Source organism: Mycobacterium sp. TY815 (genome assembly GCF_030755135.1).
Lineage (GTDB): Bacteria > Actinomycetota > Actinomycetes > Mycobacteriales > Mycobacteriaceae > Mycobacterium.
Genome location: NZ_JAUFRX010000001.1, coordinates 1587659 through 1605474, shown reverse-complemented (window position 1 = coordinate 1605474; position 17816 = coordinate 1587659). Strand labels below are relative to the sequence as shown.

14 protein-coding genes are annotated in these 17816 nt (G+C 66.1%); 8 read left to right on the top strand and 6 right to left on the bottom strand.

Annotated elements, in window-relative coordinates:
• Nucleotides 1-27: 27 nt before the first annotated feature.
• Entirely contained in the window at nt 28-1653 is a 1626-nt protein-coding gene (locus tag QXK92_RS06615) for a fatty acyl-AMP ligase (protein ID WP_306240871.1), read from the top strand.
• Between the two features lie 98 nt (nt 1654-1751).
• Here QXK92_RS06615 and QXK92_RS06610 read toward each other — a convergent pair whose 3' ends face one another.
• Entirely contained in the window at nt 1752-2684 is a 933-nt protein-coding gene (locus QXK92_RS06610; RefSeq protein ID WP_306240870.1) for an asparaginase, read from the bottom strand.
• 72 nt (nt 2685-2756) lie between these two features.
• On the opposite strand from QXK92_RS06610, the gene lspA reads away from it, so the two are divergent.
• The gene (gene lspA, locus QXK92_RS06605) at nt 2757-3368 is read left to right on the top strand and encodes a signal peptidase II (RefSeq protein WP_306240869.1); all 612 of its coding nucleotides are present in this window, start codon (nt 2757-2759) and stop codon (nt 3366-3368) included.
• Entirely contained in the window at nt 3361-4287 is a 927-nt protein-coding gene (locus QXK92_RS06600; RefSeq protein ID WP_306240868.1) for an RluA family pseudouridine synthase, read from the top strand. The genes lspA and QXK92_RS06600 overlap by 8 nt, the downstream gene beginning before the upstream one ends.
• Here QXK92_RS06600 and QXK92_RS06595 read toward each other — a convergent pair.
• Nucleotides 4270-5052, bottom strand: coding sequence for a class I SAM-dependent methyltransferase (locus tag QXK92_RS06595; RefSeq protein ID WP_306240867.1), 783 nt, complete (start codon nt 5050-5052; stop codon nt 4270-4272). The two genes, QXK92_RS06600 and QXK92_RS06595, sit on opposite strands and share 18 nt — an antisense overlap.
• Here QXK92_RS06595 and QXK92_RS06590 point away from each other — a divergent pair.
• Nucleotides 5052-5201 (top strand): hypothetical protein, encoded by a 150-nt coding sequence (locus tag QXK92_RS06590; RefSeq protein WP_306240866.1) that lies wholly within the window; start codon nt 5052-5054, stop codon nt 5199-5201. The two genes, QXK92_RS06595 and QXK92_RS06590, sit on opposite strands and share 1 nt — an antisense overlap.
• Before the next feature lie 24 nt (nt 5202-5225).
• On the opposite strand, the gene QXK92_RS06585 is transcribed toward QXK92_RS06590, so the two are convergent.
• Nucleotides 5226-5867, bottom strand: coding sequence for an MliC family protein (locus QXK92_RS06585; protein WP_306240865.1), 642 nt, complete (start codon nt 5865-5867; stop codon nt 5226-5228).
• Between the two features lie 322 nt (nt 5868-6189).
• Here QXK92_RS06585 and QXK92_RS06580 point away from each other — a divergent pair, with 322 nt between their 5' ends.
• Entirely contained in the window at nt 6190-7206 is a 1017-nt protein-coding gene (locus QXK92_RS06580) for an SDR family NAD(P)-dependent oxidoreductase (protein WP_306240864.1), read from the top strand.
• Nucleotides 7207-7210: 4 nt separating this feature from the next.
• Nucleotides 7211-8014, top strand: a complete 804-nt coding sequence (locus QXK92_RS06575) for an SDR family oxidoreductase (RefSeq protein ID WP_306240863.1) — start codon at nt 7211-7213, stop codon at nt 8012-8014.
• Nucleotides 8015-8031: 17 nt separating this feature from the next.
• Here QXK92_RS06575 and QXK92_RS06570 read toward each other — a convergent pair whose 3' ends face one another.
• Genes QXK92_RS06570 through QXK92_RS06560 form a run of 3 tightly spaced genes read right to left on the bottom strand, consistent with a single transcriptional unit; the run spans nt 8032 to nt 13360 of the window.
• A complete protein-coding gene (locus QXK92_RS06570; protein ID WP_306240862.1) occupies nt 8032-9612 on the bottom strand; it encodes a hypothetical protein in 1581 nt (526 codons plus the stop codon).
• Nucleotides 9612-11492 (bottom strand): serine/threonine-protein kinase, encoded by a 1881-nt coding sequence (locus QXK92_RS06565; RefSeq protein ID WP_306240861.1) that lies wholly within the window; start codon nt 11490-11492, stop codon nt 9612-9614. The genes QXK92_RS06570 and QXK92_RS06565 overlap by 1 nt, the downstream gene beginning before the upstream one ends.
• Nucleotides 11489-13360: a serine/threonine-protein kinase gene (locus tag QXK92_RS06560; protein WP_306240859.1), complete on the bottom strand. Its 1872-nt coding sequence runs from the start codon at nt 13358-13360 to the stop codon at nt 11489-11491. Before QXK92_RS06560 ends, QXK92_RS06565 begins: the two co-directional genes overlap by 4 nt.
• Before the next feature lie 396 nt (nt 13361-13756).
• On the opposite strand from QXK92_RS06560, the gene QXK92_RS06555 reads away from it, so the two are divergent.
• The gene (locus QXK92_RS06555; RefSeq protein ID WP_055576211.1) at nt 13757-14188 is read left to right on the top strand and encodes an SRPBCC family protein; all 432 of its coding nucleotides are present in this window, start codon (nt 13757-13759) and stop codon (nt 14186-14188) included.
• Nucleotides 14189-14256: 68 nt separating this feature from the next.
• Complete coding sequence (gene dnaE / locus QXK92_RS06550; RefSeq protein ID WP_306240857.1) at nt 14257-17790, top strand: DNA polymerase III subunit alpha; 3534 nt, start codon at nt 14257-14259, stop codon at nt 17788-17790.
• Nucleotides 17791-17816: the final 26 nt, after the last annotated feature.

Genomic DNA, 17816 nt, shown 5'->3' with positions numbered 1-17816 from the left:
CAAGAAATCGAGAAAGGACCCGATGTCTTGAGCACGCTACTCCGCGACATCTTCCTAACCGCCGAAACCTCGCCCCACGCCCTGCGCGTCGGTTCGATCGATGAACCTCTATCGATAACCTGGCGGGAGGTTCACACGCAGGCCTGCGGCATGTCAAATGTTCTGTCCAGCATGGATATCGGTCGCAACGACACCGTCGCCGTGTTGGCGGCAGAGGCATCTGACGTGGCGCCCCTGGCGCAGGCCCTGTGGATTCGCGGAGCCGCGTTGACGATGTTGCAGCAACCCACCCCACGCAACGATCTGGCGGTGTGGACCGCCGACACCGTACAAGCGTGCCGGATGTTGAATGCCCCGTTGGTGGTGCTGGGCGATCCGTTCGAGGTGGCGGCAGAGGCCCTCACTGCAGAGGGATTGCGCGTCTGCACCGTCAATTCTCTGCGTGGCGCGGGTCCGATCGCGTTGGTGGAAACCGACGACGACGACATCGCAATGCGCCAGCTCACGTCTGGCTCCACCGGAGTGCCCAAAGCGGTGGAAATCAGCCATGGGAATCTGGCCGCCAACGTCGAAGCGTCATGTCGTGCAGTCGAGATCAACATCGACACCGTGATGGCCAGCTGGCTGCCGCTCTGCCACGACATGGGTATGGTCGGCTTCATCTGCCTGCCGATGAAGACCGGCAATGAAGTGATTGTCATTCGAACCGACGCGTTCCTTCGGCGGCCCATTGTCTGGGCTGAGATGCTCAGTAAGTTTCGCGCCGAGGTGACGGCTGGTCCCAACTTCGCCTATTCAGTTCTGGCTCGTGTGCTCGAAAAGGCCGACCCCGATTCAATTGACTTGTCAAGCTTGCGAGTTGCGGTCAACGGTGCCGAACCGATCGACCATCGTGACCTGGAATATCTGACCTCGGTGGGATCGCGGTTCGGTATGGGTGCCGGCGTGGCGACGCCATTTTTCGGATTGGCCGAAGCAACTCTCACGGTTTCCGCGGGCGACCTGCGGGCGCCGGCGGTCGTCGATTACGTTTCCCGCCGGAGCCTCGCCGAGAACCACCGCGCCGAACCGATCGATCCCGACTCAGAGGACGCCCAGCCCGTGGTGTGTTTGGGATTACCGATCCCGGATATGCAGGTCCGCATCGCCAGAAATGGTCAGGTGCTGCATGAGGCCAGGCAGGTCGGCGCCATCGAGCTCTGCAGCCCCTCCATCGGCCGGCAATACGTCACCGTTGACGGTACGGTTCCGGTGCTCGACGACACAGGTTGGTTCGACACAGGAGACCTCGGATATCTCGATGAACTCGGTCGGATCCACGTCTGTGGACGCCTCAAGGATGTCATCGTGCTAGCCGGCCGCAATCTTCATCCTCACGACATCGAGCGCGCCGCGGCGAGCGTTGAGGGTGTGCGCAAAGGCTGCGTCGTAGCGCTGCGGTTGGACACCGAACGTGAAGGTTTTGCGGTTCTCGCAGAAGTCTACGAACGCTTCAACGAGTCCGAGCGGGCCGGAATCCGTCGGGCCGTCGCGGCACGGGTGAGCAGTCATGTAGGCCACCCGCCGCGCGAGGTGCGGCTCCTTCAGCCTGGGAGCCTTCCGAAGACCACGTCTGGCAAGCTGCGCCGCAATAGCGCCCGTGCCCTGCTGTAGGCGAGCCTCGCGTCTACCCCGGACAGTCATCCTCTGACGTGGCTCTCGCCAGATCGGCGCAGCCACGTCAACTCGAACCGGGCAGGGTCCAGGTGCGGTCAACCCCATCGGCCGACGACATCGGCGACCGGTAACTCCAGCGCCAGCGCCGCCATCACCAGGACCCGGGCCTGTGGCGGGGCCAGCTGCGGCACCAGTACGGCACCCGCTTCGACCAAATCGTGGCCGGGGCCGTAATGCGCACTGACCCGGCCGTTGGGAACCCGGGTCGACACCGCCACGACTACGCCGTCGCGGCAGAGACGACGTACCCCATCGACCACGGCCGGCCCGGCGTTGCCCGTTCCCAACGCTTCGAGCACCACGCCCCGTGCACCGGCCGCGGCGAAGGCGTCCAGCGCTACCGCGTCGCTGCCCAGGTAGGCGGCCGCGATGTCGACGCGCGGCGCCTCCGCTGCGCGCAGGTCGCCGAGAAACGGCCGCACCTTGGGAGCGGTCATCGCGCCGGACACGGTGCCGAGCAGGTGCCCGGCGAAACCGCTCAGATCCTGGGTTGACGCCTTGCGCAGGCCCAACGGCTGCAACACCCGGCCGGCGAAACACAACAGCACACCCAGACCACGGGCCTGCGCACTGCCTGCCACCGTGATCGCGTCGCGCAGGTTGGCCGGACCGTCGGAGTCGGGGGCGTCGGAGCTGCGCATCGCCCCGGTCAGCACCACCGGCGCCGCGCCGGAGTACCCCAGCTCCAGCCACAGCGCGGTTTCCTCCATGGTGTCGGTGCCATGGGCGATGACGATTCCCGCGGCTCCGTCGTCGATCGCGGTGAGCACCGCGGCGCGGATCAGGTCCCAGTCGGTGGTGACCAGTTCCGAGCTGTAAACCGCCATCAGGTCGATGACGTCGACCTCGAATGCCGGGCTGAGACCGCTGGTGAGCTGGGCGCCGCGTTGGGCGGGCCGGCGGACGCCGTCGGCGCCGGTGGTCGTCGAGATCGTCCCTCCGGTGGTGATGACGGTGATGCGGACCATGAGGGGATCATTCCGCACGCGCGGGCCCATCCGCGTGACGGGCATGAACACCTCTTAGTGGATGATGGTGGGGTGCCTGACGAACCAACGGGATCCGCTGATCCGCTGACTTCAGCCGGTGACGCCGAAGGAGCCCGCGACAGCGGTGCCCCCGCGCCTCAGGCGCCGCCCCGTCGATTGCGCCTGCTCTTGTCGGTCGCGGGAGTGGTGCTGGCGCTCGACATCATCACCAAGGTTCTGGCGGTCAAACTTCTGCCGCCGGGCCAGCCGGTGTCGATCATCGGGGACACCGTGACCTGGACGCTGGTGCGTAACTCGGGTGCCGCGTTCTCGATGGCGACCGGTTACACGTGGGTGCTGACCCTGATCGCGACCGGTGTAGTGGTCGGGATCTTCTGGATGGGGCGGCGGCTGGTCTCGCCATGGTGGGCGCTGGGCCTGGGCATGATCCTGGGCGGCGCGATGGGCAACCTGGTCGACCGCTTCTTCCGGGCTCCCGGGCCACTGCGCGGCCACGTCGTCGACTTCCTGTCGGTCGGGTGGTGGCCGGTGTTCAATGTGGCCGACCCGTCGGTGGTCGGCGGCGCCATCCTGCTGGTGGTGCTCTCCATCTTCGGCTTCGATTTCGACACGGTGGGGCGACGGAAGTCCAACGGGGACAAGGACCAGGACGCCGTTGACTGAGCGCTCGCTGCCGGTCCCGGACGGATTGGCGGGCATGCGCGTGGACGCCGGCCTGGCCCGCCTGCTCGGGCTGTCCCGCAGCGCCGCGGCGGCCATCGCCGAAGACGGCGGTGTCGAGCTCGACGGCGTGACGGCGGGTAAATCCGACCGGCTCAACGCCGGCGCCTGGCTGCAGGTGCGGCTGCCGGAGCCGCCGAAACCGCCGGAGAACACTCCTGTCGACATCGAGGGAATGACGATCCTCTACTCCGACGACGACATCGTCGCCGTCGACAAGCCGGCTGCGGTCGCTGCGCACGCCTCGGTGGGCTGGACGGGCCCGACAGTGCTGGGTGGGTTGGCGGCCGCGGGCTACCGCATCACCACCTCCGGTGTGCATGAACGTCAGGGGATCGTGCACCGCCTCGACGTCGGCACCTCCGGGGTGATGGTGGTCGCCATCTCCGAACGCGCCTATACCGTGCTCAAGCGGGCATTCAAACAGCGGACCGTGGAAAAGCGTTATCACGCTCTGGTCCAAGGCCATCCGGACCCGTCCAGCGGAACTATCGACGCACCGATCGGCCGTCACCCCGGCCCCGAGTGGAAGTTCGCGGTCACCAGGGACGGCCGGCACAGCATCACTCATTACGACACCATGGAAGCGTTCGTCGCCGCCAGCCTGCTCGACGTGCACCTGGAAACCGGGCGCACCCATCAGATTCGGGTCCACTTCTCCGCGCTGCACCATCCCTGCTGCGGCGACCTCGTTTACGGCGCCGACCCGAAGCTGGCGAAAAAGCTTGGGCTGGAACGGCAATGGTTGCATGCACGATCACTGGCCTTTGCGCATCCGGCCGACGGCCGGCGGATCGAGATCGTCAGTCCCTACCCGGCCGATCTGCAGCATGCACTGGACGTACTACGCGCCGAGGGCTGACGGCGCGGGCTTGCGTGCCTCCACCAACACCCGCGTCGGGTGCGTGACGAAACGGCCCTCCGCCGAAATCAGGTCGTGCAGTTCGCGCAGTCGCGAGTAATACGGTTCGGCGGTGAAATCGGGCACCGTCCAGATCAGCTTGCGCAGGAAATAAATAACCGCGCCGATGTCGAAGAACTCTGCCCGCAGCCGCTCCATCCGCATATCCAGCACCTGCAGCCCGGCAGCTTGCGCGCCGGCGCGCTGGGCATCCGGCTCGTAGAGTGCCCAAAGTTGTGGCTGCGGGCCCACAACGTGGGTCACCAACTCCGACACCGTCGCCGGACCGGGATGCTGTGCGAAATAGGTGCCACCGGGTCGCAACACCCGGGCGATCTCGCTCCACCACACCGCTGTCGGGTGGCGGCTGATCACCAGATCGAAGGCCTCGTCCGCGAACGGCAACGGCGGCTCGTTGCCGGTGGCGATCACGACCACGCCGCGGGGATGGAGTCGCTTGCTGGCCAATGCCGCATTGGGAGGCCATGATTCGGTGGCCGCCATGGTTGGCGGGAACTTTTCCGCGCCCGCGAGCACCTCGCCGCCGCCGGTGTGAATGTCCAGCGCCGCCGACACATTCGCCAGTCTGCGACTCATCAGCCGCTGATACCCCCACGAGGGCCGCTGCTCGGTCGCCCGGCCGTCCAGCCAGGAGAAGTCCCAACCTTCTACCGGCACGGCCACGGCTTCTTCGACCAGCTCCTCAAACGAGCGCATGCTCAGCATTGTCACTCACGCTTGCGCGCCTCGACCCGCAGTCGGCCTCGGCCACCAGCTCTTCGAAGGTCCTGCCCACCTACGCATTGTCACATGTGAACCCGGAGGCACTGGGCCGCGGCGACATCGTCGGACGGGCCGTCGTCGTTTTCGACTAACTACCCGTCGTGGTCTTCGACCAGCTACTGGGTGCGGCAGACGAACTTGGTGCCGCTGAGGTCGAGCGTCACTTCGCCCTGGTGCTCCCAGTACTCCGATCCCTGCCGGCCGTACCGGGCGCCGCTGCCCGAGGGCTGCAGGAACAGAATGACCTGCACGCCCTTCCAGTCCAGCACCGCCGTCTTGGGATCGAGTTGGTTGTAGAACTGCGCGGTCAACGTTCCTGCGTCAGCGGGGCAGTTGTAGGTGACGACCGGCGGCGCGACGGTGGCCGGATCCGCGATCGTCAACTCGACCAGCCGCGTCTGATAGGCCTCCAACACGCAGGTCCGCATTTCGACCCGATCGGCGCACCCGTCGCGGATGGTCGCGAACGCGCTCTGTGCGGTGGTCAGCGTCGCCTGGTCGGCGCCCGGTCGTGCCAGGGCCTGCTGGTAGGCGGCCTGTAACCGGCGGTCGAGGTCGGTCAGTTGGGGGTCGTCGCATACTGACTGCTGAGCTTTGTTCGCCGGCTTGGCGCAGTCGAAGGTCATCGCCGGGGCGGGCGGCTGGGTGCTGGTGGTCGCCGACGACGAGCTCGACTGCGTCGTCGGCCGGGTTCCCCCTGACTTGCTGCTGCAGGCGCTGACGAGCAGAACGGCCAGGACGACGACCAACAGTCTCATACCTGCTGACTACCGGGTGGCGGGGATTAGCACGTCCTCGACACGCCGTGGACAGCGTCCCGACTTTCACCGCGCCGCTCGCCCGGCTCGCGTGCGCAAACGTGTCAGTCAACCCATCCGGTGGGCGGACCACCGGGACCGAATGCCGGCCCACGAGAATGGGCTCACGACGAGGGTGTGTGACAACGGCGGGGGCGCGATCGCCGTCGCGGCCGTCGCTTCCCGGAATGACAACCCGTATACCTATTCACCGGGCGATGTCCTAGGTTGGCATCATGACGCCCCGTCACACCTTCCACACCGCCATCAGGAGCAACTGCCGATGAATCTTGGGGACCTCACGCATCTGGTCGAAAAACCGTTCGCGGCGATGTCGAACATGATCAACACGCCGAACTCCGCGGGCCGCTACCGGCCCTTCTATTTGAGGAACCTGCTCGACGCCGTGCAGGGTCGCAAACTCAGCGACGCGGTGCAGGGCAGGGTCGTTCTCATCACGGGCGGGTCCTCGGGAATCGGCGAGGCGGCTGCGCACAAGATCGCGGAGGCCGGTGGCACCGTGGTGCTCGTCGCGCGCACTCTGGAAAATCTCGAGAAAGTCGCCGACGACATCCGTGCCAACGGTGGCACCGCCCATGTCTACCCGTGCGATCTGTCGGACACCGATGCGATCGCCGCCATGGCCGACAAGGTGCTCGACGACCTCGGTGGGGTCGACATCCTGATCAACAACGCGGGCCGCTCGATCCGGCGGTCGCTGGCTCTGTCCTACGACCGGATTCATGACTACCAGCGCACGATTCAATTGAATTACCTGGGCGCGGTCCAGCTGATCCTCAAGTTCATCCCCGGCATGCGCGAACGCGGCTTCGGCCACATCGTCAACGTCTCCTCGGTCGGCGTACAGACGCGCGCGCCACGCTTCGGCGCCTACATCGCCAGCAAGGCCGCGCTGGACAGCCTGTGCGACGCGCTGCAGGCGGAGACTGTCAGCGACAACGTCCGGTTCACCACGGTGCACATGGCGCTGGTGCGCACACCGATGATCAGCCCGACGACAATGTACGACCACTTCCCGACCCTGACGCCCGATCAGGCGGCCGGGGTGATCACCGACGCGCTGATCCACCGGCCGCGGCGGGCCAGTTCGCCCTTCGGGCAATTCGCCGCCGTCGCCGACGCCGTCAACCCGGCGGTGATGGACCGGGTGCGTAACCGCGCATTCGGCATGTTCGACGACTCCGCGGCGGCCAAGGGCAGCGAAAAGCCGACCGACGAAACAGATCTCGACAAGCGAAGCGAGACCTTCCTGCAGGCGACCAGAGGGATCCATTGGTGACGTCATGAGCCTTCCCAAGCCCAGCAAGCAGAGTACGGTCGTCATCACCGGCGCCTCGTCGGGAATCGGTACTGAACTCGCGAAAGGCCTGGCGCGGCGCGGCTTTCCGCTGATGCTGGTGGCCCGGCGCCGCGAGCGCCTCGACGAGCTGGCCGACCAGCTGCGAGACAGCGACGGTGTTGAAGTCGAGGTCTTGCCCCTGGATCTGTCGGACGCCGATTCGCGGGCCAAGCTCGCGCAGCGGCTCAGTGCAGATCCCATTGCCGGGCTGTGCAACAGTGCCGGATTCGGTACCAGTGGGCGTTTCTACGAACTGCCCGCCGAGCGCGAGAGCGAGCAGGTCACCCTTAACGCGCTGGCGTTGATGGAGCTCACCCGCGCGGTACTGCCCGGCATGGTGGAGCGGGGCGCAGGTGCCGTGCTGAATATCGCGTCGATCGCCGGGTTCCAGCCGCTTCCCTTCATGGCGGTGTATTCGGCGAGCAAGGCGTTCGTGCTGACCTTCTCCGAAGCCGTCCAGGAGGAGTTGCACGGGACGGGAGTATCCGTCACGGCGCTGTGTCCCGGTCCCGTTCCCACCGAGTGGGCCGAGATCGCCAATGCCGAGCGGTTCAGCGTACCGCTCGCGCAGGTGTCCCCGGAAGAAGTCGCCGAACAAGCCATTCAGGGCATGTTGTCCGGAAAGCGGGGCGTGGTACCGGGTTTGGTGCCCAAGGTCGCCAGCACCACCGGCCGGTTGCTGCCGCGCACCGTGCTGCTGCCGGCGATCCGGATCGGAAACAAACTGCGCGGCGGCCCCAGCCACTGAGCCCGGCCGCCAAGCGGTTACTTCTCGGGCACGACCTTGAGCACTTGACCCGGGCGCACGGACTTGTCCGATTGATCGGCAATCGCGCCCGTAAGGACGTAGAGATTGTCGGCCGAGTCGACAGCGACACCGTGTGAGCTCGCGGGGATCGGTATCGAAATGGCGCTGCCGCCACCGGCCGGCAATTCGAAGAATCGCCTGCCGAAGCCGTCAGCGACGAAAACATTGCCCGCGCTGTCGAAAGCAATCTGGCGAGGTTCCAAGATATCGGGAATGGGCAGCGTGGTCGTCGAGGTGGCGCCGGGCGCTAGTTTGACGACCTTGCCGTGGCCGGTGTTCTCGATGCCGGAACTGACGTAGACGTTGCCGGCTTTATCGACCGCGATGCCTTTGGGCACGTACAGGCCGCCGAATGACAGGTCGGTCGGGCGGTTTTCGCCCGGGGCCAGTTTCTTCACCCCGTACTTGAGTTTGAGGTCGGACGACAGCATGCCGCCGACCGCATAGACGTTGCCCGCCGAATCGAACGTGATGGCGTCGATCTTGGAGAAGCCGCGGAACTGTAACCGCATCGGGCTGGTCTTGCCGGCCTCCAACATCCACACCTGGGCGCCCTCGCTGTAGTAAATGTTGCCGGCCTGGTCGACCTTGAAGTCCGTTGCCGAGCGAACATTCACACCGGGGATGTCGACGGCGGCCGCATCCCCGGCACCGGGTGCCAGCTTGAACAGCATCGTCGGCATCGTGTCGAATGACCCGTCACCGATGAGGGAAGCCAGCGCGTAGATGTTGCCGGCACCATCGACGCCCACGCTTGTCGTCACGCCCAGACCGGGAAACGGTAGCGCGGTGGGCAGTCCGGTGTAGTTGCGCTGGGGTGGGGTCGATGTGGTTGTGGTTTTGGGGGCTGCCGAATTCCCTGGGTGGTGGACCAGTTTGGGAATCGCGAAGGCAGCGACCACGACCACGACGACGATCGCGATCACCGCGATGAGCGGCGCGAAGTTTCGTCGGCGCGGGGGCGGTGGAAACGCCACGGGACGTGTGTGTGGGTAGGATATCGTGCGGTTGTGCGCCGGATCCCATTGTGGAGGAGGCGGATTGGGCTGGCGTGGTGGCAGATCGATCGTCTGGGTGACCGCCGCCGACAGCGCAGCTTGTGCGGCCTCAACCAACTCGGTGGTGCTGCGGTATCGGTCATCGGGGTTGGCCGCCAGGCCGCGGGCGATGACGGCGTCGAAACCGGCTGGGACGCCGGGCTTCTGCTGACTCGGCGGCATCGCCGAGGCGTTGGGTGGGTGTCCGGTGAGGCACTCGTACAGCACGGCAGTCAGCGCCGAGATGTCGGCGCCGTAAGCCGCCTGGGTATCGGTGACCAACGTGCGGGTCCGCTCGGTGGACGGTGTTGTGCCCTCCGTGTCCGCCAGACGTGCCGAGCCGTCGTCGGCCAACAGGACTGTTTCGGTCGTCACGCCGTGGTGCACGCTTCGGTGCGCGTGGGCATCGTCGATCGCCGCCGCGATCTGGCGAATAACGTCGACCGCACGACCCGGCTCAAGCGGACCGTGTTGCGCCAGCTGGGTTTTCAAGTCGCCCATCAACTGGCTCCAATTTTGAGCAGTCTGTTGCTTTCGGTCAGGTAGACGGTCCCCGCTGCGTCGACCGCAATACCGTCGAAGGACTGATTCTCGGGCACGGTGGGAGCTGTCGACATTGCGGCCCCCGCCGGGAGTTTCAAGAGCTTCCCCAGATTGTCGGAGTTGTCGACTACGTAGATCGTGGACTTGGCGTCGATGGCGATGCCTTGCGCCCGGCCCAGCTGCGCAAAGGGCAACTGTGTGGGACTGGTTGCTCCGGGCGCCAGTTTCAGGACGCGGCCCATCTGCAGGCCATAGACGTTGCCGGCGGCGTCCAGGGCGACACTCTCGAACAAACCGGCTCCGAACGGAAGCACGGCGGGAGCCGGAGCGTCGACGGCGAGCCGAAGCACCTGGTCCCGTGCCGTGACATAGACGTTGCCGCCACCGTCGACCGCGAGACCGGACGGAAGTATCTCGCCGAAGGGCAGTTCGACGGGTGAGGTGGCGCCGGGGGGAAGTTTCCACACCTGACCCGTACCGGGTCTGGACCAGTCGGTGAGATACAGCGTTCCGGCCGAGTCCACGGCCACGGACTTCGGTTTGGTCAGCCCGCGAATCGGAATCTCGGTGGGGGCGTTGGAGTTCGAGGCAAGTTTGAATACCTTTTTGTTGCCTGTGTCGACCACGAACACATTGCCGGCGGCGTCGACCGCCACACCGCCCAGATCGCCGTAGCCGATCGTCGTCACCGGGGTGGCGTTCAGGGGAGGTGCGGCGTTGACGGCCGGGGTGCTCGGGCTGGGCGCGGCGCTCGTTGAGTTGGAGGCCGGGCTGGAGGAGTTCGGTGTGCCGGAGACCGCCACCACGACGGCGGTGATCACGGCAACGGCGGCCACGGAAGCGATTATGACCGCGGTGCGACGGCGAGAGTTGCGCCGAATTGGCTGAAGCACTTGATTTCTCGGCGCCATGGTCGGCGCCGGCGGATGCCAGGCCTGCGTCGGCGGGGCGGCGGGCGGTGGCCACGATGGATTGGCTACCGGTGTGGACAGCGCACGCTGGGCCGCGGCACCGAGTTCACCGGCGCTTCGGTAGCGATGCTCGGGCTCCTTGGCCATGCCGCGCGCGATCACCTCGTCGAAGCCGACCGGAATCCCGGGCCGCTGTTGACTGGGCCGGGGTGGCGGCGAAGTCAGGTGGGCGGCAACCAGGGCGGGGATCTCGGTTCGATTCTCGAAGGGCGACGCTCCGGTCAGGCATTCGTGGAGTACGCAGGCCAGCGCGTAGATATCGGCGGCGGGAGTGGCCTCACCCGAGGCGAGGCGCTCGGGGGCCAGATAGGCGAACGAACCGATGGTGGTGCCTTCGCTGGTGAGCTTGGTGTCGGTGGCGGCGTTGGCCAGCCCGAAGTCGACGAGGCAGGCGAAATCGTCTTTGCCGAGCAGGATGTTGGCCGGTTTGACGTCGCGGTGAATCACCGTTTCGGCGTGGGCGGCATCGAGGGCCGCCGCGATCTGACGCACGATGTTCACCGACCGCGCCGGCCCCAGCGCACCGTCGCGCTCCAGCGTGCTCTGCAGGTCGGTTCCGTCGATGAGCCGCATGTCGATGTAGAGCTGCCCGTCGATCTCGCCGCAACCGTGGATGGGCACCACGTGCGGGTCGTGCAGGCGTCCGGCAGTGCGGGCTTCGCGGAAGAGCCGTTCCCGGAAAGCCGGATTGTGAGAATAGCTGCTGGACAACAGCTTCAGTGCCACCACCCGGTGCATGACGGTGTCCTCGGCCTCATACACCTCGCCGAACCCGCCGGTGCCGAGCAGGCGGCGCAGCAGATAAGGCCCGAAGCGGGTGCCGACCCGCGAACTCGATGAGTGGCGGACGGTGGGATCGTCGGTCATTGCGGCGGCCCCAGTTCCAGCACCTTCCCGGTCGCGCAGTCGTCGGTGCGGTGGCAGTCGACGACGAAGATATCGCCACTGTTGTCCACAGCGATGCCGAGCGGATAGTTCAGGCCGGGGAAGGTGAGTCGACCGGCGCTGGTGGCGCCGTTGGCCAATCTGATGATCCCGTGACCCTCCAAATCGGAGACGTAAACGTTGCCACTCGGATCCACCGCCACACCGTAAGGTTTTTCGAGGCCGGCGAACGGTAACTCCGTGGGAGTGGCGGCGCCGACGGGCAACTTCAGCACGCGGCGGTCATCGCTGTCAGCAATGTAGACGTTGCCGTCCTTGTCCACCGCAATGCCGCCGGGCCCGTTCATCGGAACGGTGGGCATCAGTTGGGTGGCGCTGGTTGCACCGGGCACCAGCTTCAGCACCTGTTTGAGGGCGTTGTCGGTCATGTAGACGCTGCCGTCCCGGCCCACCGCGACACCGGCCGGCCGACCAACGTGGCCGAATGGCAGCAAGATCGGGCCGCGGGCGCCCGGCGCGAGCTTCCATACTCCGGGCGCGTGAACGTCGGCGAGGTACACGTTTGCTGCTGAATCCACCGCGACGTCTATGCCGTAAACCTCTCCGAATGCCAATTCGGTGGGAGAGGCCTGTCCGGGCGAGAGTTTCAGCACCCGGCCCTCCGGAGAGTGTCTGGTCATCTCCGCGACGTAAACCGTCCCGTCGCCGCTGACTGCCACTCCCCGCGCCAGCACCAGGTTGGGGAATTTCAGGACCGTCGGGACCGTCGAAGAGGGCCGTGGCGCGCTGGACATGGAGGAATGAGCAGCCTCGTGCCGGTGGGTGAGGGCCACAACCCCGACCGTGACCGCGACGGCCACCAGCGCGATCGCGGCCACAACCAGCGCGGCGCGACTGCGGCGCTTCCGGCTGGGCGGCTGCGCCCACGGCGGCCGGGGATCGGGTTGCGTCGGGAGTGGCGGTGGGGCGTGCTGGATCGGCGGCGGCGGTGGCTCGACGGCCCACTCGCGTGTCGGCGCGGCCGGGTGAAGGGCGTTCTCCGCGGCCGTGGCCAGTTCCCCGGCGCTGTGGTAGCGCGCGTCGGGATTCTTTGCCATGCCCCGTGCAATGACGTCGTCCAGCCCTGCCGGGATGCCCGGGCGCTGTTGGCTGGGCCGCGGAATCGGCGCGGTCAGGTGCGCCGTCATCAGTGCGGACAGATCCCGGTGCTCTTCGTACGGCGCCTTGCCGGTGAGCAGTTCATAAAGGACGCAGGCGAGCGCGTACACATCACAGCGATGGTCTACCGGGGCCTCCGAAAGCCGTTCCGGAGCAACGTAATCGAAGGTGCCGACGGCTTTGCCGGTCTTGGTCAGCCGCGCGTCGCCGGCCGCGCTGGCGAGCCCGAAATCGACCAGGCTGGCGAAGTCGTCGCCGGACAGCAGGATGTTGGCCGGCTTGACGTCGCGGTGCAGCACGGTTTCGGCGTGCGCGGCATCCAGGGCGGCGGCCACTTGGCGGATCAGCTTCACCGCGCGCGCCGGGTCGAGCGGCCCGTCCCGTTTGAGCAGAGTCTCCAGGTCGACGCCCCGGACCAGCCGCATGTCGATGTAGACCTGGCCGTCGATCTCGCCGCAGCTGTGGATCGGCAGCACGTGGGGTTCGCGGAGGCGTCCGGCGGTGTGGGCCTCCCGGAAGAGGCGCTCGCGGAACACCGGGTCCTTTGAGTACGTATTGCTCAGCAGCTTGAGCGCCACGGTGCGGTGCATGGCGGTGTCCTCGGCTTCGTAGACCTCGCCGAACCCACCGCTACCCAACATCCGGATCAACCGATACGGCCCGAACTGCGAACCCGCCCGATCCTCGACCACTCGCCCCTCCTCTGTTGCTGAGCGTAACGGCATCGCGGACCATCCCGCGGCGGCCAGCCGCATTGCTCGGGCCCGCGGCGGCCGGCTGTGCCGGCCTTGCGACCCTCGCTGGGTTGTTGGCTCGGGCCCGCAGCGCCCGGCTTCGCCGGGCTTGCGACCCTCGCTGGGTTGTTGGCTCGGGCCCGCAGCGCCCGGCTTCGCCGGGCTTGCGACCCTCGCTAGGTTGTTGGCTCGGGCCCGCAGCGCCCGGCTTCGCCGGGCTTGCGACCCTCGCTGGGTTGTTGGCTCGGGCCCGCAGCGCCCGGCTTCGCCGGGCTTGCGACCCTCGCTGGGTTGTTGGCTCGGGCCCGCAGCGCCCGGCTTCGCCGGGCTTGCGACCCTCGCTAGTCTCAACCGATGGCTTCCGTTGAGTTGACCTCAAACGTTCCGATGGCCCCGCAGGACATGTGGGAGCGCGTGTCGGACCTTTCCGAGTTGGGTGAATGGCTCGTCATGCACGAGGGATGGCGCAGCGACATCCCCGACGAGATCACCGTGGGAACCGAGATCATCGGCGTGGCGCGATCGAAGGGGTTGCGCAACCGGGTGACGTGGACCGTGACCAAGTGGGACCCGCCCCACGAGGTCGCCATGTCAGGGTCGGGCAAAGGCGGAGCAAAGTACGGTGTGACCGTCACGGTCGCGCCCCACGAAGACGGTTCGACCATGGGTCTGCGCCTTGAGCTGGGCGGGCGTGCCTTGTTCGGCCCGGTCGGCTCGGCCGCGGCGCGGGCGGTCAAAGGGGACGTAGAAAAGTCGCTGCAATTGTTCGTCGAGCGGTACGCGTAAATCCGCCAAGACACACTTGCGCGACACGCCCGAAAGGCGTCGGTGCCCGGTCATAGACTGGCTCCCCTATGAACCAATCGTCGTTCGTGCACCTGCACAACCACACCGAGTATTCGATGCTCGACGGTGCCGCGAAGATCTCGCCGATGCTGGCCGAGGCGCAACGGTTGGAGATGCCCGCGATCGGCATGACCGACCACGGAAACATGTTCGGCGCCAGCGAGTTCTACAACTCGGCCACCAAGGCCGGGATCAAGCCGATCATCGGCGTCGAGGCCTACATCGCTCCCGGTTCCCGGTTCGATACCCGGCGCATCACCTGGGGTGACCCCAGCCAGAAGTCCGACGACGTCTCGGGCAGCGGCTCCTACACGCACATGACGATGATGGCCGAGAACGCGACCGGCCTGCGCAACCTGTTCAGGCTGTCGTCACTGGCGTCCTTCGAAGGTCAACTCGGCAAGTGGTCGCGGATGGATGCCGAACTGATTGCCGAACACGCCGAAGGCATCATCGCCACCACCGGCTGCCCCTCGGGGGAGGTGCAGACGCGGCTGCGCCTGGGGCATGACCGCGAAGCGCTGGAGGCGGCCGCCAAGTGGCGGGAGATCTTTGGCGCCGAGAACTTCTTCCTCGAGCTGATGGACCACGGTATCTCGATCGAGCACCGGGTCCGCGAAGGCCTGCTGGAAATCGGGCGCAAGTTGGGCATTCCGCCGCTGGCCACCAACGACTGTCACTACGTCACCCGCGATGCCTCGCACAACCACGAAGCCCTGCTCTGTGTGCAGACCGGCAAGACGCTCTCGGACCCGAACCGGTTCAAGTTCGACGGCGACGGCTACTACATCAAGTCGGCTGACGAGATGCGCCGGCTGTGGGACAGCCAGGTCCCTGGTGCCTGCGATTCCACGTTGCTGATCGCCGAGCGGGTGCAGTCCTACGCCGACGTATGGACGCCGCGCGACCGGATGCCGATCTTCCCGGTGCCCGATGGCCACGACCAGGGTTCATGGCTGCACCACGAGGTGATGGCAGGTTTGCAGCGGCGCTTTCCCGATGGTGTCGGCCAGGACTACATTGACCGCGCCGAGTACGAGATCAAGGTCATCTGCGACAAGGGTTTCCCGGCGTACTTCCTGATCGTGGCCGACCTGATCAACTACGCACGCTCGGTCGACATCCGGGTGGGACCGGGCCGTGGTTCGGCCGCGGGGTCGCTGGTGGCCTACGCGATGGGTATCACCAATATCGACCCCATCCCGCACGGCCTGCTGTTCGAGCGCTTCCTCAACCCGGAGCGTCCGTCGGCTCCCGATATCGACATCGACTTCGACGACCGCCGTCGCGGTGAGATGGTGCGCTACGCCGCCGACAAGTGGGGGCAGGACCGCGTCGCCCAGGTCATCACCTTCGGCACCATCAAAACCAAAGCTGCGCTGAAGGACTCGGCGCGGATTCACTACGGCCAGCCCGGCTTCGCGATCGCCGACCGGATCACCAAGGCCCTGCCGCCGCCGATCATGGCCAAGGACATTCCGCTGTCCGGCATCACCGACCCGGCCCACGAACGCTACAAAGAGGCCGCCGAGGTGCGCGGCCTGATCGAGACCGACCCCGACGTGCGCACGATCTATCAGACGGCGCGGGGGTTGGAAGGCTTGATCCGCAACGCCGGCGTACACGCGTGTGCGGTGATCATGAGCAGTGAGCCGCTGACGGAGGCCATTCCGCTGTGGAAGCGGCCGCAGGACGGCGCCATCATCACCGGCTGGGACTACCCGTCCTGTGAGGCCATCGGCCTGCTGAAGATGGACTTCCTGGGCCTGCGGAACCTGACGATCATCGGCGACGCGCTGGAAAACATCAAGGCCAACAGAGGGATCGACCTCGATCTGGAGTCGTTGCCGCTGGACGACAAGGCCACTTATGAGCTGCTGGGCCGCGGCGACACCCTGGGCGTGTTCCAGCTCGACGGTGGCCCGATGCGCGATCTGCTGCGCCGCATGCAACCTACCGAGTTCAACGACATCGTCGCCGTGCTGGCGCTGTACCGGCCGGGGCCGATGGGTATGAACGCCCACAACGACTACGCCGACCGCAAGAACGGCCGTCAGGCGATCAAGCCGATCCATCCCGAGCTCGAGGAGCCACTGCGCGAAATCCTCTCGGAGACTTACGGTCTGATCGTCTACCAAGAGCAGATCATGTTCATCGCCCAGAAGGTCGCCTCGTACACGATGGGCAAGGCCGATGCGCTGCGTAAGGCCATGGGTAAGAAGAAGCTCGAGGTGCTCGAAGCCGAGTACAAGGGCTTCTACGAGGGCATGACCGCCAACGGCTTCTCTGAAAAGGCCGTGAAAGCGTTGTGGGACACCATTCTTCCGTTCGCCGGTTACGCATTCAACAAGTCGCATGCCGCCGGGTACGGGTTGGTGTCCTACTGGACGGCGTATCTGAAAGCCAACTATCCCGCCGAGTACATGGCCGGCCTGCTCACCTCCGTCGGCGACGACAAGGACAAGGCCGCGGTGTACCTGGCCGACTGCCGCAAGCTGGGTATCACCGTGCTTCCGCCGGACGTGAACGAGTCCTTGGTGAACTTCGCGTCGGTGGGTGAGGACATCCGCTTCGGTCTGGGTGCGGTGCGCAACGTCGGCGCCAACGTGGTCGGTTCGCTGATCAGGACCCGCAACGAGAAAGGCAAATTCACCGACTTCTCGGACTACCTCAACAAGATCGATATTTCGGCATGCAACAAGAAGGTCACCGAGTCGTTGATCAAGGCCGGTGCCTTCGATTCGTTGAAGCATGCCCGCAAGGGTCTGTTCCTGGTGCACACCGACGCCGTCGACTCGGTGCTCGGGACCAAAAAAGCCGAGGCGATGGGCCAGTTTGACCTGTTCGGAGGGGATGACGGGTGCACCGAGTCGGTGTTCACCATCAAGGTGCCCGACGACGAGTGGGAAGACAAACACAAACTCGCCCTGGAGCGGGAGATGCTGGGTCTTTACGTTTCCGGGCATCCGCTCAACGGCGTAGCGCATCTGCTGGCGACGCAGGTCGACACCGCCATCCCGGCGATCCTGGACGGCGACGTCGCCAACGAGACCCAGGTGCGGGTCGGCGGCATTCTGGCCTCTGTGAACCGGCGCGTCAATAAGAACGGAATGCCCTGGGCCTCAGCGCAATTGGAAGACCTCACCGGTGGTATCGAGGTGATGTTCTTCCCGCACACTTATTCCAACTACGGTGCCGAGATCGCCGACGACGTGGTGGTACTGGTCAACGCCAAGGTCGCGATCCGCGACGACCGCATCAGCCTGATCGCCAATGAGCTTGTGGTCCCTGACTTTTCCAACGCTCAGCCGAACCGTCCGCTGGCCGTGAGTCTGCCCACCCGGCAGTGCACCATCGACAAGGTGACGGCGCTCAAGCAAGTGCTGGCCCGGCACCCGGGCACATCGCAGGTGCATCTGCGGTTGATCAGCGGCGACCGGATCACCACGCTGGAGCTGGATCAATCGCTGCGTGTGACGCCGTCGCCGGCGCTGATGGGTGACCTCAAGGAGTTGCTCGGCCCGGGGTGCCTGGGTAGCTGAGTCGGCTCGCGGCCGCCGCGAGTGTG